The organism is Candidatus Nitrosotalea okcheonensis, assembly GCF_900177045.1.
GTDB classification, from domain to species: domain Archaea; phylum Thermoproteota; class Nitrososphaeria; order Nitrososphaerales; family Nitrosopumilaceae; genus Nitrosotalea; species Nitrosotalea okcheonensis.
Genome location: NZ_LT841358.1, coordinates 1,117,384 through 1,130,815, shown reverse-complemented (window position 1 = coordinate 1,130,815; position 13,432 = coordinate 1,117,384). Strand labels below are relative to the sequence as shown.

At 36.0% G+C, this 13,432-nt stretch carries 22 protein-coding genes; 10 read left to right on the top strand and 12 right to left on the bottom strand.

Annotation, left to right across the window (positions count from 1 at the left end; all coding sequences use genetic code 11):
- Positions 1 to 58: 58 nt before the first annotated feature.
- From BQ3481_RS06710 to BQ3481_RS06700, 3 genes are read right to left on the bottom strand one after another with little or no spacing between them, the layout of a single operon-like run.
- Entirely contained in the window at positions 59 to 349 is a 291-nt protein-coding gene (locus BQ3481_RS06710; RefSeq protein WP_449240199.1) for a winged helix-turn-helix domain-containing protein, read from the bottom strand.
- Positions 333 to 977, bottom strand: coding sequence for a hypothetical protein (locus BQ3481_RS06705; protein ID WP_157927584.1), 645 nt, complete (start codon positions 975 to 977; stop codon positions 333 to 335). The genes BQ3481_RS06710 and BQ3481_RS06705 overlap by 17 nt, the downstream gene beginning before the upstream one ends.
- 51 nt (positions 978 to 1,028) lie before the next feature.
- On the bottom strand, positions 1,029 to 1,235 hold the full coding sequence (locus BQ3481_RS06700; RefSeq protein ID WP_157927583.1) for a hypothetical protein: 207 nt from the start codon (positions 1,233 to 1,235) through the stop codon (positions 1,029 to 1,031).
- Between the two features lie 176 nt (positions 1,236 to 1,411).
- On the opposite strand from BQ3481_RS06700, the gene BQ3481_RS06695 reads away from it, so the two are divergent.
- Positions 1,412 to 2,893, top strand: coding sequence for a porin PorA family protein (locus BQ3481_RS06695; protein WP_157927582.1), 1,482 nt, complete (start codon positions 1,412 to 1,414; stop codon positions 2,891 to 2,893).
- Between the two features lie 127 nt (positions 2,894 to 3,020).
- On the top strand, positions 3,021 to 3,296 hold the full coding sequence (locus BQ3481_RS06690) for a Fe(2+)-trafficking protein (RefSeq protein ID WP_157927581.1): 276 nt from the start codon (positions 3,021 to 3,023) through the stop codon (positions 3,294 to 3,296).
- Here the strand turns inward: BQ3481_RS06690 and BQ3481_RS06685 are convergent.
- Positions 3,293 to 3,754, bottom strand: coding sequence for a hypothetical protein (locus BQ3481_RS06685; protein ID WP_157927580.1), 462 nt, complete (start codon positions 3,752 to 3,754; stop codon positions 3,293 to 3,295). The genes BQ3481_RS06690 and BQ3481_RS06685 overlap by 4 nt on opposite strands.
- Positions 3,755 to 3,835: 81 nt before the next feature.
- On the opposite strand from BQ3481_RS06685, the gene BQ3481_RS06680 reads away from it, so the two are divergent.
- The 3 genes from BQ3481_RS06680 to BQ3481_RS06670 are packed head-to-tail and all read left to right on the top strand — an operon-like array spanning position 3,836 to position 6,295.
- The gene (locus tag BQ3481_RS06680) at positions 3,836 to 4,837 is read left to right on the top strand and encodes an adenylosuccinate synthetase (RefSeq protein WP_157927579.1); all 1,002 of its coding nucleotides are present in this window, start codon (positions 3,836 to 3,838) and stop codon (positions 4,835 to 4,837) included.
- A gap of 55 nt (positions 4,838 to 4,892) precedes the next feature.
- Positions 4,893 to 5,549, top strand: a complete 657-nt coding sequence (locus tag BQ3481_RS06675) for a hypothetical protein (protein WP_157927578.1) — start codon at positions 4,893 to 4,895, stop codon at positions 5,547 to 5,549.
- A complete protein-coding gene (locus tag BQ3481_RS06670) occupies positions 5,546 to 6,295 on the top strand; it encodes an orotidine 5'-phosphate decarboxylase (protein WP_157927577.1) in 750 nt (249 codons plus the stop codon). Before BQ3481_RS06675 ends, BQ3481_RS06670 begins: the two co-directional genes overlap by 4 nt.
- Here the strand turns inward: BQ3481_RS06670 and BQ3481_RS06665 are convergent.
- From BQ3481_RS06665 to BQ3481_RS06650, 4 genes are all read right to left on the bottom strand, one after another.
- Entirely contained in the window at positions 6,290 to 6,694 is a 405-nt protein-coding gene (locus tag BQ3481_RS06665) for a bis(5'-nucleosyl)-tetraphosphatase (RefSeq protein ID WP_157927576.1), read from the bottom strand. The genes BQ3481_RS06670 and BQ3481_RS06665 overlap by 6 nt on opposite strands.
- Before the next feature lie 31 nt (positions 6,695 to 6,725).
- A complete protein-coding gene (gene uppS / locus BQ3481_RS06660) occupies positions 6,726 to 7,427 on the bottom strand; it encodes a polyprenyl diphosphate synthase (protein ID WP_157928498.1) in 702 nt (233 codons plus the stop codon).
- 77 nt (positions 7,428 to 7,504) lie between these two features.
- The gene (locus BQ3481_RS06655) at positions 7,505 to 8,650 is read right to left on the bottom strand and encodes a DUF373 family protein (RefSeq protein WP_157927575.1); all 1,146 of its coding nucleotides are present in this window, start codon (positions 8,648 to 8,650) and stop codon (positions 7,505 to 7,507) included.
- Between the two features lie 101 nt (positions 8,651 to 8,751).
- Entirely contained in the window at positions 8,752 to 9,249 is a 498-nt protein-coding gene (locus tag BQ3481_RS06650; protein ID WP_157927574.1) for a hypothetical protein, read from the bottom strand.
- Positions 9,250 to 9,502: 253 nt separating this feature from the next.
- On the opposite strand from BQ3481_RS06650, the gene BQ3481_RS11620 reads away from it, so the two are divergent.
- Positions 9,503 to 9,646, top strand: coding sequence for a DUF5679 domain-containing protein (locus BQ3481_RS11620; protein WP_173848086.1), 144 nt, complete (start codon positions 9,503 to 9,505; stop codon positions 9,644 to 9,646).
- Positions 9,647 to 9,686: 40 nt separating this feature from the next.
- On the opposite strand, the gene BQ3481_RS06645 is transcribed toward BQ3481_RS11620, so the two are convergent.
- From BQ3481_RS06645 to BQ3481_RS06630, 4 genes are all read right to left on the bottom strand, one after another.
- A complete protein-coding gene (locus BQ3481_RS06645; protein ID WP_162287755.1) occupies positions 9,687 to 10,829 on the bottom strand; it encodes a two-component system sensor histidine kinase NtrB in 1,143 nt (380 codons plus the stop codon).
- Between the two features lie 103 nt (positions 10,830 to 10,932).
- The gene (locus BQ3481_RS06640) at positions 10,933 to 11,166 is read right to left on the bottom strand and encodes a hypothetical protein (RefSeq protein ID WP_157927572.1); all 234 of its coding nucleotides are present in this window, start codon (positions 11,164 to 11,166) and stop codon (positions 10,933 to 10,935) included.
- Between the two features lie 4 nt (positions 11,167 to 11,170).
- The gene (locus BQ3481_RS06635; RefSeq protein WP_157927571.1) at positions 11,171 to 11,494 is read right to left on the bottom strand and encodes a hypothetical protein; all 324 of its coding nucleotides are present in this window, start codon (positions 11,492 to 11,494) and stop codon (positions 11,171 to 11,173) included.
- Positions 11,495 to 11,520: 26 nt separating this feature from the next.
- Positions 11,521 to 11,682, bottom strand: a complete 162-nt coding sequence (locus BQ3481_RS06630) for a hypothetical protein (protein WP_157927570.1) — start codon at positions 11,680 to 11,682, stop codon at positions 11,521 to 11,523.
- Between the two features lie 132 nt (positions 11,683 to 11,814).
- Here BQ3481_RS06630 and BQ3481_RS06625 point away from each other — a divergent pair, with 132 nt between their 5' ends.
- The 4 genes from BQ3481_RS06625 to eif1A all read left to right on the top strand — a co-directional run bounded on the left by BQ3481_RS06625 (position 11,815) and on the right by eif1A (position 13,399).
- Positions 11,815 to 12,129, top strand: coding sequence for a hypothetical protein (locus tag BQ3481_RS06625; protein WP_157927569.1), 315 nt, complete (start codon positions 11,815 to 11,817; stop codon positions 12,127 to 12,129).
- A gap of 191 nt (positions 12,130 to 12,320) precedes the next feature.
- Positions 12,321 to 12,743: a translation initiation factor IF-2 subunit beta gene (locus BQ3481_RS06620; RefSeq protein ID WP_157927568.1), complete on the top strand. Its 423-nt coding sequence runs from the start codon at positions 12,321 to 12,323 to the stop codon at positions 12,741 to 12,743.
- Positions 12,744 to 13,040, top strand: a complete 297-nt coding sequence (locus tag BQ3481_RS06615) for a DUF424 domain-containing protein (RefSeq protein WP_157927567.1) — start codon at positions 12,744 to 12,746, stop codon at positions 13,038 to 13,040.
- Between the two features lie 47 nt (positions 13,041 to 13,087).
- Complete coding sequence (gene eif1A / locus BQ3481_RS06610) at positions 13,088 to 13,399, top strand: translation initiation factor eIF-1A (protein ID WP_157927566.1); 312 nt, start codon at positions 13,088 to 13,090, stop codon at positions 13,397 to 13,399.
- The last annotated feature ends 33 nt before the right edge of the window (positions 13,400 to 13,432 follow it).

The window sequence follows — 13,432 nt, the reverse complement described above, 5'->3', positions numbered from 1 at the left end:
CTGAAGATGATGATGTAGAAGATGATAATGATGATGTTACCGATAATGAGGCCGACGGTTAAATTCTCAGGCCAAATGAATCTGCAAATTCTCTAAATCCTCGATATGCCTGAAGAAATTCTCTTCCTCTCTCACTAATTCTATACTTGCAAGCTCTCTCAGAATTTGTCTGCTCCAAAAGACCTTGTGAAACAAGAGTTTCTAAAATTTTTGAAAGTCTGGCATATGAAACATTTGCTTTTCGGATCAAGTATGTTACACTAGCTCCTGACTCGTCAGGAATCTCGTCCCTCGTAGTAGAAAGTATGTCTCCTATTATACTCATGTGAGTTCTATATGTTATTGCCAAACCTTGGTCCTCCTTTCAATGGAACCTGAGAAATTGGAACAAAAAGTGCTCCTAATCCAACTATCTTTGTAGATACTGAGATAAAATACAACACTGATTTTGGAAATACAATCGAATACCATCCCAAAAACTCGCCCAGTGCAAGTAACCCTAGGCCTGTAGCTACGAAAATAGTATTTCTATTTCTATTTTCCATATATGACATTATGGTTTCAATTGTCCCATATACCAATAGGATAAAAGAAATTGACCTTATAATATGCTCAATTGAATTAGCTGGAATGATGAAAAGAGGCGCCACTATAGACTTGAAGTATCTCGACTTTGGAAAAAATGATTTTATTCCATGAGAGAATGCTATGAAAAAGTATCCCACTGTTTGAATTCCTATGCCTAATGTTTGAATCCAAGTATCTATTTTGACATAACCCAAGACAAAAGACTCTAACATGTATCCAAACCCCACAACGCCAAATCCTATGCTGATTGAAAAAAAAGAAATATTCAATCTAAAAAGTGTTGGACTGCCAGTATTCCTAAATCCAATATATGCAAATATTCCTAAAATTAGTCCGACTACAAAGCCTAAAAGATTGAGGGCAGATTCTGCAAAAGTTATAAATTCCAACTAGATATTGCTGCCTTCTGAAATTACATAAGTCTTGCAGTGGATTTTTTTCTACCAATCATCAAGAGTTCCGGATGTAGTACCACTAGTGTCTTTGGTATAATCTCCTAAAACATCTGAATATCTTGCATCCTTGTAAGCGATAAGTTTCACATATTCACCATATGATATGTCAAGTGAACAGTTTGAACATTTGACATAGGAAAAATCATCTCCCAACTCTGCTATTTTATCACACTTGGGACATTTTATTTTCATGACATATGTATGACTTGCAAACCTATTATTTCTTCTTAAGGGATGTCAATATTGTTGATATTTTATCAACCATGATAATGTCTAATCTGTTTAAAGTAGAATAGTTTTTGTAGAATATTCTTAAAAATGATATTTGGCGAAGACCTTAATAGACATTTTATGAAATTTTTTCGAGTATGATTCAGAAGAGAATTCTTCTCATGTTCATGTCAACAATCATAGTGGTTACAATTTGGTTTGCCGTCTATATTCCTGAATCTCAAAAAATACACCACAATTTTCAGGTTTATCTAGAACAAGAGGGAAAAGATCAGATTGCAAGTAAAGTTGGAGGAAATTTATCACAACAGTTTGATCTGAAGGAATCTCTGATTCAAAAGGTAACTAGTATTAATGGGGATTATGTGACAATTTCGTCCGTTATAAGTGGAATAAATGAAGATGCAGAAAAAGAAGTGTTTCATTCTGAGCGATTGTACCAAGTTAATGCATACAGCCTGACCTACAAGGATATGCCTGAAAAACAATTCTGGTTTAAACCTGGGGTACACAAGCAAAATTATAACTTCCTTCATCCATTGATTTTTGCTGATGCACCACTTATTTATCAAAGAACGGACATAATTAATGGACTTAATGTCTATGTTTTCAAATCTGAGACACGTAATGTGGACATTAGTTATACTTTTCCTCAATATGCAAATGTGAAAATATTGTCTAACACAAATTCAACTTTCTGGGTTGAACCAATAACTGGAGATCTAATCAGGTTTGAAAAAAACTGGGAAGATTATCAGGTACAAGACAATAAGACAATAGCTGTTAATGAAAAGGGATGGAAGAAAACTACCGATTATTCCTCTTTTATCTTGTCACAGGCAGCTAAATCTAAAATCGATGATTTTAATTATAATGTAAAAATCATGCCAATACTTTTAGCTTCATTAACTATTGGAATAAACTTGATTTTAATTTTGAGAAACAAACTGAAGGAGTCAAATGAAACTATGCTGAAAACTGAAAAGATGATTGCCGTAGGAAATTTAGCTGCTAGAATATCTCATGATTTGAGAAATACACTCACGGTGATAAAAAGTGAGGTTTCTTTGATATCTCTCAAAGACTTTAGAGATGAAAATATGGATAAAAGATTACAACACCTAATGCGCGCAATTGATAAAATGGATCACCAGATTGGAGGAGTTTTAGATTTTGTTAGAGAGAGACCGTTGAAAATTACAAAATTTTCATCAAATACACTGATACAGAATACTCTTGAAAATATATCTGTTCCAGATGATGTCAAAATTGTAACTCCTGTACAGGATGTATCTATGACAGGTGATATTGTCCAGTTGGAAATTGTTTTATCAAACATTGTCATTAACGCAATCCAGGCAATAGGTGATTCGGGAAAAATCGTCATATCTGTGGAAGATAAACCAGATACATATGTAATTAGTGTAACCGACTCGGGGCCTGGAGTACCTGAAAAATACATGAACAAAATATTTGAGCCCTTGTTTACAACAAAACAACGTGGAACTGGACTTGGCTTGGCTAGCTGCAATACTATAATAAAAAGTCACAGGGGACAAATTCGGGTAACAAACAATCCTACTACCTTTACTATTGAGTTACCTAAGACAAAACTATGAAATTCATGTTTAGTGGGATTGTTAATCATGTACTGTTGGGTGTATTTTTTGAAATTTGATTATACTATATGGTTTGTACATGTTAATCTCTTAAAGAATTAAATTGCTACATTTTTGTTGTTTCATTATGGTAAGAACATGTACCAAATGTAAAAAGGAAATTCCAGACGGCGTCGAACTTGATCCGTTTGCTTCTGCATATCCGTGCTGTAATGAATGCTGGGCTGAGTGGAAGCAATATCGAGTCATGGTCATGAATGAAATGAAATTAGACATGTCAATGCCTGATCATAGGAAAGTAGTAAAGAAATATGAGAAAGTGTTTGTCGGTGTTTTGACTCCTGAAGGAGATGTTGTCAATTTCGCAGATGAGAGTCAACGAAAACCAGAAAAGCCAACTTAGATATCCATCTCATTTTTTACCATTTCTGGAATTATCATGTAAAGTTTCTTTCTGTCCTTTTCATCAAATGTTTTAATTATTTTTTTGATGGTTGCAGAAAGTATGGATCGTTGATCTACTGATAATGACATATATATTTCAAAAATTCCATCTAGGTTAAAGACAATTAGCTTTTCTGGGTGACTTGTGATCTCGTTGATATATCTTGAAAACATGATTATTCTCTGTTCTTCGGACAAATTACAAAGAATCTCGAGCCACGTCTTAAACAAGATGGAAAATTTGTCAAATTGTATGGTAGGCCCTGCTTGTAACGCATTGTTTATGATCTCTTTCTGGTCCTCTTGGGTCATCGAAAAAAATTCTGCTAGTCTCTTGTGCAATATTGGTTTTCTTAGAAACTCCGGAAGGCCTGCCAAGTTTACTATGATATTTCCCGCATAATTTGGAGAGGTCATATGAATCTAGGAATTAGATCTGTTCTAAAACCGTATTGTTAAGATTTGGCTTAAATATGTCAGGTTATGCCAATCATGTATATGCCTTCTACAGTTATTGTCGGTGGTTTTTATGGCGATGAGGGAAAAGGGAAAATAGTTTCTTACCTTGCAATGAATGATAACCCAACAGTAGCCGTTCGCGGTGGAGTGGGACCAAATGCTGGTCACACAATTGAATATGAAAATAAAAAGTATAAAGTTAGAATGCTACCAAGCGCTTTTCTAAATCCTAGTACTAGATTACTCATAGGACCCGGGGTAGTAGTAAGTCCTGAAGTACTTCTAAAAGAAATAGAAGAATTCGGTACTCATGATAGATCGTTTGTGGATTTTCAATGTGGTATAATTGAAGAGTCACATAGAGCAACAGACTCTGGAGGGAGACTAAAGCAGTCTATAGGTAGTACGGGAACTGGTACTGGACCAGCCAATGCTGATAGGGCAATGCGTACACTAAAACTTGCAAGAGATATCGAGTCTCTTACTTTATATCTTGATGATATTCCTAATCAAGTAAATTTTGCACTTGACAGAAAAGAAAATGTAATAGTGGAAGGAACTCAAGGTACATTTCTCTCGTTATGGCATGGCACTTATCCATATGTTACATCAAAGGATATAACGGCGTCTGCAATTTGTGCAGATGTTGGAATAGGACCAAAGAGTGTTGACGAGGTGCTTGTCGTTTTCAAATCTTTTGTTACCAGAGTTGGGGAAGGTCCATTAAAAAATGAAATTAGTCCAGAAAAAGCGGTGGCTAATGGATGGCAAGAAGTAGGAACAGTAACTGGAAGACAAAGACGTGCAGCTGAATTTGATTTTGATCTTGCAAGAAGATCAATCATGCTAAATAGTGCAACACAGTTGGGAATTACTAAACTTGACGTGGTCTTTCCTGAATGTGCACAAATGCAGTCATTCTCAGATCTAAGTTCTCCTGCCAAATATTTCATCAAAAATATTGAAGAACAACTCAAGGTGCCTGTGACATTAATTGGTACTGGACCTGATGTAAATGACATTATTGACAGAAGGCAGTAGAGAAAAGAAAACCATAAACGACTACTTTTAATGTGGACAGTTTTTGAGAAATCTTATGACAAAACTTCCTTTTTATATTGAAGTGTTAGACATGACTGAATTTTCAAGAATGGTGTGTGCCTTGGAAAGGGTTCCACGTACCGCCTTTTCTTTTGAGCTTGATGGAAAAAGCATAATCTCAGTTCAAATGGATCTACTAAAGGAAAGATCTGTCAATTATTATGTCTACACAGAGAAAAATGGGCACTATCTTTCATATGGTTTCAAGGCGGGAAAAGAAGACTTTGATGTTGTCAACACTGTCTCAAATCCAATGTATATCTACTCCCCAATCGTACGAGTAAAATCGCTTCCTGAAACTCTCAAACCCGAAACTACGTCGCCTCCAGAAGTAGTATACCAATCAATTGAGCTTGAGGATCTTACAAGTTTGATTAAGCTAAGCTATGGATTTGAAGAATCTCCATTTCCACTATTTGTTTTCCCAGATGGTAATAAATGGAATATGGGAGTATTCATGAATTTTAATGAGTCTGATGAGACTTCGTATTTTTGTCATGTCAAACTTGACTCAGAACCTGCAAAACCGTTTCTAAAATATTCTAGCAAGGATGGCGCAGAACCATCTTTTGTCAGCACCGTGAATGACCATGGATACTCATACCTAAAAGTGATAAAACTCAAAGGTAAGCATCCTCTAGTCAAGCTATGAGCAGCTTTCGAAAAAGAATACGAGCTTCTTCTTCTAGAAGCTCTATAATACTAGCAAATGATCTTGATGGCACAAATCTGGAATTACTTGAAAAACATACTCTGAAGAATATTAAAACACTTGGAAAGCACCTATGTGCTATAAAATTTAATTTTCATCTCTTGTTACCTCTGGGAGAGAAGAGCATCAAGAGAATAAACAAGGTTGCACATGATTTTGGGCTGCAAACGATTGCGGACATTAAGCTAAATGACATTGGAAATACTAACATGGTAACTTTGCAAAGACTCTGGTATAGTGAATTTGATGCTGTAATATCTAATCCTATAATGGGTCCAGAAAATTTATTGCAACTTGTAAAAAATGCCCACAATGATAGTCACGGTGTAATAACTCTGGTACACATGAGTCATCCTGGGGCAAAGCTCGGTTATGGTTTGAGAGTACAAGATCCATCTAGTGGAAAAATGTCAAGTATTCATGATCTTTTCTTGAAATGGTCTTATTTATCACATGTTGATGGGATAGTTGTTGGAGCTACGGTGCCAAGACTCATAGAACTATCAGCCAAGAAAGCAAAGGGAAAATTCGAGATCTATTCACCTGGTATTGGAACTCAGGGTGGTGACCCAAATAATGCATTAAATGCAGGTGCAAATTATCTGATTGTTGGAAGGACAATACTGAATTCGAAAAACCCTCAACTCGAAGTACAAAAACTTCAAGATCTAACCCTTAGATCATAGATCTTTAATTTTTTTAAATATGTTCTGAGCAGTCTTGTAGGTCAGTTTCTCAAGGGCGTCATTGAAGTTTAACCACGTATAATCACGGTGCTCGTGTGATAAAACCACTTTACTTGTTTTTGTATTTGCTAAAAAGAAAATAACTTCCTTGTGTATGACTTGGCCGTCTCGTTGGTAATGGTACTCTACCTTGTCTTCAAACCCGTCTACAAATGTAATGTCTTCTATTCCGGTTTCCTCTCTTATTTCTCTGAGAACAGTTTGCTTGAAAGTTTCACCTTTCTCAATATTTCCCTTGACAAAATCCCAATGACCTGAGGGGTAGTTTAGCAACAAATACAGCTTGCCTTGGGGTGATTGGCGATAAATAACAGTGCCTGCAGATCTTTCTTCCAACATTTACACAAGGAGTTTCTTACATCTAGTATTTCTATTTTCCAAGCCTACGGCCTCTTTTCTGAAAAGTCCTAATTGCACGCATGAGATCTATTTTTCTAAATTCTGGCCAATATACATCCATAAAGACAAGCTCACTGTATGCACTCTGCCAAAGCAGAAAACCACTCAACCGTTTTTCACCCGATGTTCTCAATATCATGTCTGGAGACGATTGCGGCAGGTGTGAGGTATAAAGACTAGACTCGATTACTTCTTTGTCTATTTGATTGATGTCAAGAGAACCATCCTTGATCCTAGAGCCAATCTTTTTGATTGCATCAACGAGTTCATTTTGTCCTCCATAAGCTATTGCAATATTTAGATAATGATCATCGTAATCTTTTGTAGTTTCCTCAAGTTTGTTGAGAATGTCTCTTAGAAAGTCTGGTAACAACTCCATGCTGCCAATAGCCTTTACCTTCATGCGGTTTTTGTGTATCCTTGGATCATTGTATAGCTTGTATAGTCTCTTATTTATCAAATCATAGAGATAGTCTAATTCATCGTCTTTTCTGTTAAGATTTTCTGCTGATAACACATACAAGGTGATTATTTTGATATTTAGCTCTTCACACCAATCTAGTAATTTTTCTACTGCGTCCGCACCTCTGAAATGACCATCTATCTTCATGATAAGATTACGTTTTGCCCACCTCCTATTTCCATCGAGTATTATGGCAACATGTTTTGGCATTTCTCCACTCTGAATATCGTTTTCTAATCTTCTAGAGTATAGTCTGTACAAACCACCCAAGTTGAGAACTTTATCTTTTATTCTGATAGTACTTCGCCACCCTTCTTCTTTCTATATTTATGGAAGAGTAAGGATGCTGATATCAGTATTACTGCAAGACCAATTAGTAACGGCGGAATGAGAGTGAACGGACTCTCTCCTTTTACCATGATTGTAGTAAATTGGGAAACAACCGGGTAGAGTGTGACTAGTACGATAAGTCGTAGTACGTCTGTAATTGATCTGATGCTTCCCTTGAACCAACTACTTAACAGCGAGCCTCCAAAAATACATCCTATTCCCATCCAAAGGAAAGGCAACATTCCTGATATGAATAGTCCAGTTGTTTGTTGATTCAAAACTAGTTTCAAAATGCTATCAGGTTTTGTAGTGATGCCAGGTACTGCAGAGCCAATGCCTGCTGTAAGTGATGCAAGAATCATTACAATTCCTGCCACTAGCGTAAATGTTCGTATGAACCCTCCAGGTGTAGGCTTGTTCCAATTTGTCCAAGCTCTGTCAACATCGAATGCTCTTATTAGAAATGCTCCTCCCAAAATGCTTACTAGGACTGCAAATATTTCTCGGGTTAGACCAAAAACAGTTGCTACTCCTCCTATTAGCAAAAGCATTCCGGGAACGCCTAAAAAGAATTTTGAATATTTTGAATCAAACGCAATTGTCTTGAGATATCTTCCTAAAACAGCATAAGAATATTCAACTGATCTGCTTGCCCGCATTACTACTCTTTTTACAGAAACTATAGGCAAAACATTTTGAATTATTGGTATGACACTTTCATCATCCTCTCCATCTGATACTATGACTGCACCATTTGCCGCAAATTTCATTGTAATTGCCTTTACTTGGGAAACAATTTTTTCATCTCCTTGTACCCCTTTATGTTGTGTACCTGAAACAAGTGCAACCTCTGCTTGGTATCCCTTGCTTGTCAAATCCTCAAATGTTTTCACAGCGGCAAAAATTGAATTAGAGTCTGCATCTTCTGGATCTTCTAGTGCTAGTCGTTGGGCTGCTTCTATGCATGCGTTACGTCCCACTACTGGGGTAATAACACCTGCCTTGCTTCCGATATCATCATCTCTGTCAACACAAATTACCAATAGCCGACTAGTCTTTGTTTCTGTTGTCCCGCTTTGCAAACTGGCTTCTTTTATTGACATGGTATAGACGAAAATAGCATTTCCTATTAATTAATGTAGTTTCTACCGATTTTACAAATATTTCAAGATGTCTTATGTTAATCGTGTATTTTCTGACAATTTTATGGACGAGTTTGATTTGACTCTGATGCTAAAGAGTCTGACTCTTTCTTGAGAGAATCAAGCTTTGACATCTCGTCACTGATATCGCTTGAGGGTGCTTTTCCCTTGATCTTGTTTGCAAGAGATATTGTCTCAGCTAGGTAATCGTTATACTTTTTGAGGGATTCGTAATATGCTCCATAGCTGTGTTTCCACTCTGCCGGTGGGTTACTCTCCACTACCTCAGTTATCAATGAGGTAATCTGAGATGATGAGATTTGGGCATGGCTTGTAAAATTATCAGGAGACACTGTCTTGTTTAACAATCCATTTAGGTTTGATTTCATATCCGTAACGATGAGCAAATGTCTGTCTCTCACACTGTTCAACTCGCTTTTGTAGTCTGAAACCACAAACGAGGATCCATGGTTTTGTGGGAGAAACCATACCACAAAACTTGCTCCTGAAATGACTGCTAGTATCATAACAGTAATGATGAGGCCTTTTTTAGTTGCCATTCAGTTGAGTCTTTTTTGTGGCTTTTAAAAACATACCTACATTTAACAATTTGATTATTCTTCTGGTCAATTTGTTAATTTCATGGCGTTGAATCCCTTACTCGTAAGAAATATCATAAAAACATATATTTTTATGTAAAAACTAGATCTATGATCTGAATTAGACCATGTAAAAATTTAACACCCTCTAGTGTATAGTGAAATAATTTTTACAGCGTCTTGCTATATACCACTTCATTCGTAAGAAGTTGAAATGACTCAAGCATACTGCGTAAAATGCAGAAAAAAAGTCGACATCTCAAACCCAAAGGAAGTTAAGCTAAAGAACGGACGACCTGCGGTCAAGGGCGTGTGCCCAAAATGTGGTACTAATGTCTTCCGAATAGGAAAGCCTTAGTACAATTTTCTTCTTTTTCCAAATGTAATCCAAAAAAACCTCAATATGATCCACTATGAATGGGAGTCTTGAGTGGTTGGAATTTTGGCAGTTTTATGGTGAATGTAGTTCCCTTTCCAGTCTGAGTGCTTATGTTGATTGTTCCACCATGTTTTTCTATGATGCTCTTGCAGCTAACTAGTCCCAAACCGGTTCCAATCTGTCTTGTCGTAAATAGGGGCTCAAACATTTTTTCTATCAGGTGTTTTGGTATGCCAGGGCCAGTATCTTCCACTCCTATTGTGATGGAATCTGTCATGTCATTGATTCTTACAAATATGTTACCTTTTTTCTCCATGGCTTGAACTGCATTTAGTATTAGGTTAGTAAGAACAATCTCAATTTTTGCTCCATCACATACTATTACATGATCTTCTTTTGGAACACTCAACACCACTTTTCCAAAGTCTATCTTAGAGATTGCAGCCTCTACAATGTTGCATAATGAATGGGTCTGAAGATCTAATGGCCTTGGTAGGACATAGTCTAAAACCTCTTCTAACTGATGGGATATTCTAGCAATGGCTCGTTCCATCATTAATACATGATTCTTGTTTTTCTCACTGAGATCATGGTTTTGGATCTTCATTAGTTCTAGACTATTTCTGATTATTGATATGGGATTTCTAAAATCATGTGATATTCTAGCAGAGAGATCTCCTATGGCATTGAGATTTTTTAATTTGTGTTCCTCAATTTCTTTTTTTGCGTTATATATCTCAGTCATATCTTTTATCGTAGTATTACTTCCTACAAGTGTGCCATCGTTACCGTACAGACTAGTAGCACTGAGCAAAACTGGAAATATTGTTTGATCTTTTCGTCTTAGCCATATCTCTCTACTTGACACAACCCCAGTAGTTTTCCATGTGTCATATGCATCTTGTAATAGTTTCTGACTGTTTTCTGCCACGTGTTCAAAAATTGTTTTCCCAATGATATCTTCTTTGCTGTATCCTAATTTACTTGCATAGGTCTTGTTGCAATCTAAAATGATGCCATCTATGTTGATTGTTCTATAAAGATCTGGGGAATTATCATATAAATTTCTGTATTTTTCTGACATTTTTTCATAGCGTTCTAACAGGATGTTGAGATCCTCTTCTTTGTAATCATAAGACTCATTTTCATTTTTTGTCACCATGTATCTTCCAGTTGTGTACATTTAAGGAATTGAGATGAAAGTCTTATTGGTTACAAGGACTTGGTCGGTAACTCTATATTTTTTAATTATGATGCGTCATATTCTAATTTATCAAGGTAGATAACAAAGAATACGCAAGTTCATTTTTTAACACGTGTACCTGTATTGAATCTCTGAATGTTTTATCTAAATTTCGTAACTCTATATACAATCTAAAAATCTGTACATGATCCAAACTTGCCTTGTCTAGTGTAATTCCTATTGGATTCAGATTTTTATCAATGAACTTCCACATTTCTAAAAGTGATGGGGTGTTTTGGTTTTCTATTATTGACATAGTATCAACTCCGTATTGTTATGCCTGTTATCTTTTTGACATCTTCTGGGTTCATTTTGTTTGCAGACAAGAATATGGCAAGTTTTGTAGCATCTTGACCTCCCTCTGATACCCTCAATAGATTCACGGTACCAAGTTCTATAATTTGCGTATCCATTGGGGTTGCCTGTGTGAATTCTTTTGTATGTGGATGACAATGAATTTTTGTTGCAAGCAGTGATTCTATCTTTACAAGATCAATGTTTTTTAATTGATTTTCCAAGTCTGAGGTATCAGTAAATTCAATCATTAGTTCACCAATTGACATGTTTATCTTTATCTTGACCATGATGTAACAGAGTCATCTGTCCTCAATCAGGACAATCTCCTGTTTTTCTGGTATTTTGTTATGAGTGAATTTAGGAATGTACTATTATCCATGGATGGATCATTCTTTTTCGCATCTCTTGTGGCTTTTACGAATTTCTGAAAAGCCTCTGTTTTTACGGTGATTGTTTTGTATTCTTTTCGCGGCAATTGATTATTATGTCCGGGACGTATGGATAAGTTCTTGGTATAATTATTGTGATACTAAATGACGTTATTATCCATATATGGGAATTTTATACATAACGATCACCTTAAATGGGGAAAGTACGGTACTATGGTATGACCCTCATTGAGATGCACAAAAACCTGTTCCTTGAAGAATGCTCAAGATTGACTAGACTCATCTTTAATTGTCTACAAAAACTAGAAAAAAATCCGATTGATCTGGATACCATAGAGATGATGGTCAACGCCGCTGATGTAATAAGGGGTGGAGCAAAGTTCCTTGAAGATGTGGATCTTGAACTAAACGCCAAAATGCTAATTGAATTATTTAAAGGGACACAAGATATGAGGGATAGAAAAAAAGAACATGAAATGATGATGGGCGTATTTAGAGGGCTGGTAAACAAAACTCATTCAAGTATTGCCTGAATTCAAGGGTATGCCAAAACTTAGAGGCTAGTGTACAATTGACACAAATTTGTAAAAACACATTATATTTTCACTAAAAAACAGAATTAGCAATTTAGAACAAGTTTTCATGACTAATCATACATTATATGTGTCAAGTAGCAAATTTATCATGTAAATCCATATAGGTGGCTATTCTCATACTGAAATAGTTGACAAAAGCCGAATACGAAAAATTACTAAAGAACATCCAAGATAAAGTGTCTCAGACTAAGACTAGCTCTACATCAAGATTTGAACTTCCCAAAGTAGATATCATGTGGCAAGGAAATAGAACATTTTTCAGAAATTTTTCAGAATTTCCAAAAATACTACGAAGAGATCCTGAAAAACTTTTACAATATCTATCAAAAGAGTTTGCAACACCTGCACAGTTTGGAGGAGACAAAGCAGTCTTTGTGGGCAAAAAAGATCCTCATGAATTTTCAGCACTTTTGAATAGATATCTCAAGGAATATGTTGAATGCCCCACTTGTAAAAGTCCAGATACAAGGGTTGAAAAAGAAAATAGAGTGACACTTCTCAAGTGTGAAGCATGCGGAGCAAGATCCCCTCTAAAGGGTCAATATGCGTAAATGAATTTCGCAGTTAAGATAGTGAATCAAAAAAGCAATAGGATGCTAAATATCTGTGATGCAGAATTAGTTGGTAGAACAGTTAGGCAATCTGATCTAGATATAACCATTACCAAGAGTTACTATGGAGACCGTATAATCGACGAAAAAGAAGCAGAATCTCTTCTGCGAACTTCTTCAATAATCAACATGGTTGGTAAAAAAACAATTGATCTTTCAATAAAAATAGGGATAGGATCTGCAAAAGGTGTGAAAGAAATTGAGGGTGTTCCTTTTCTTATTGTTTTCAAATTTTGAAAATACAACGATTATATACATACTGAATACATCATTGTCTGAGAATTTTGGGTAAGCGAAAAGTACTAAACGAAAGTGAATTGAAGGAAATGCAATTACCTGGAGAAGGTGAACTATTGGGAAGAGTTGTAAAACTTTTGGGCAGTGATCATATACTTGTAAGATGCACTGATGACAAGACCCGAATGGGTAGAATTAGAGGAAAACTGAAGAGAAAAATCTGGATAAGGGATAATGATGTTGTAACAATCGCTCCATGGGATTTCAAATCTGATGATCGCGGAGACATTACTTGGAGATATACCCTGTCACAAGTTGATATGTTAAAACAAAAGGGACTATTGCCGCAAGATTTCTGACAGCAATCGATTTTACAAGGTTTGTATTACAAA

Bases quoted from the DNA above. Each gene is read 5' to 3' on its own strand.
- BQ3481_RS06650 (WP_157927574.1), bottom strand. From the start codon at position 9,249: ATGGCAACTAAAAAAGGCCTCATCATTACTGTTATGATACTAGCAGTC.
- BQ3481_RS06685 (WP_157927580.1), bottom strand. From the start codon at position 3,754: ATGACCTCTCCAAATTATGCGGGAAATATCATAGTAAACTTGGCAGGC.
- BQ3481_RS06625 (WP_157927569.1), top strand. From the start codon at position 11,815: ATGACCCTCATTGAGATGCACAAAAACCTGTTCCTTGAAGAATGCTCA.
- BQ3481_RS06645 (WP_162287755.1), bottom strand. From the start codon at position 10,829: ATGGTGACAAAAAATGAAAATGAGTCTTATGATTACAAAGAAGAGGAT.
- BQ3481_RS06675 (WP_157927578.1), top strand. From the start codon at position 4,893: ATGACAAAACTTCCTTTTTATATTGAAGTGTTAGACATGACTGAATTT.
- BQ3481_RS06680 (WP_157927579.1), top strand. From the start codon at position 3,836: ATGCCTTCTACAGTTATTGTCGGTGGTTTTTATGGCGATGAGGGAAAA.
- BQ3481_RS06665 (WP_157927576.1), bottom strand. From the start codon at position 6,694: ATGTTGGAAGAAAGATCTGCAGGCACTGTTATTTATCGCCAATCACCC.
- BQ3481_RS06640 (WP_157927572.1), bottom strand. From the start codon at position 11,166: ATGTCAATAATAGAAAACCAAAACACCCCATCACTTTTAGAAATGTGG.
- BQ3481_RS06670 (WP_157927577.1), top strand. From the start codon at position 5,546: ATGAGCAGCTTTCGAAAAAGAATACGAGCTTCTTCTTCTAGAAGCTCT.
- BQ3481_RS06655 (WP_157927575.1), bottom strand. From the start codon at position 8,650: ATGTCAATAAAAGAAGCCAGTTTGCAAAGCGGGACAACAGAAACAAAG.
- BQ3481_RS06615 (WP_157927567.1), top strand. From the start codon at position 12,744: ATGAATTTCGCAGTTAAGATAGTGAATCAAAAAAGCAATAGGATGCTA.
- BQ3481_RS06700 (WP_157927583.1), bottom strand. From the start codon at position 1,235: ATGAAAATAAAATGTCCCAAGTGTGATAAAATAGCAGAGTTGGGAGAT.
- BQ3481_RS06695 (WP_157927582.1), top strand. From the start codon at position 1,412: ATGATTCAGAAGAGAATTCTTCTCATGTTCATGTCAACAATCATAGTG.
- uppS (WP_157928498.1), bottom strand. From the start codon at position 7,427: ATGCCAAAACATGTTGCCATAATACTCGATGGAAATAGGAGGTGGGCA.
- BQ3481_RS06635 (WP_157927571.1), bottom strand. From the start codon at position 11,494: ATGGTCAAGATAAAGATAAACATGTCAATTGGTGAACTAATGATTGAA.
- BQ3481_RS06690 (WP_157927581.1), top strand. From the start codon at position 3,021: ATGGTAAGAACATGTACCAAATGTAAAAAGGAAATTCCAGACGGCGTC.
- BQ3481_RS11620 (WP_173848086.1), top strand. From the start codon at position 9,503: ATGACTCAAGCATACTGCGTAAAATGCAGAAAAAAAGTCGACATCTCA.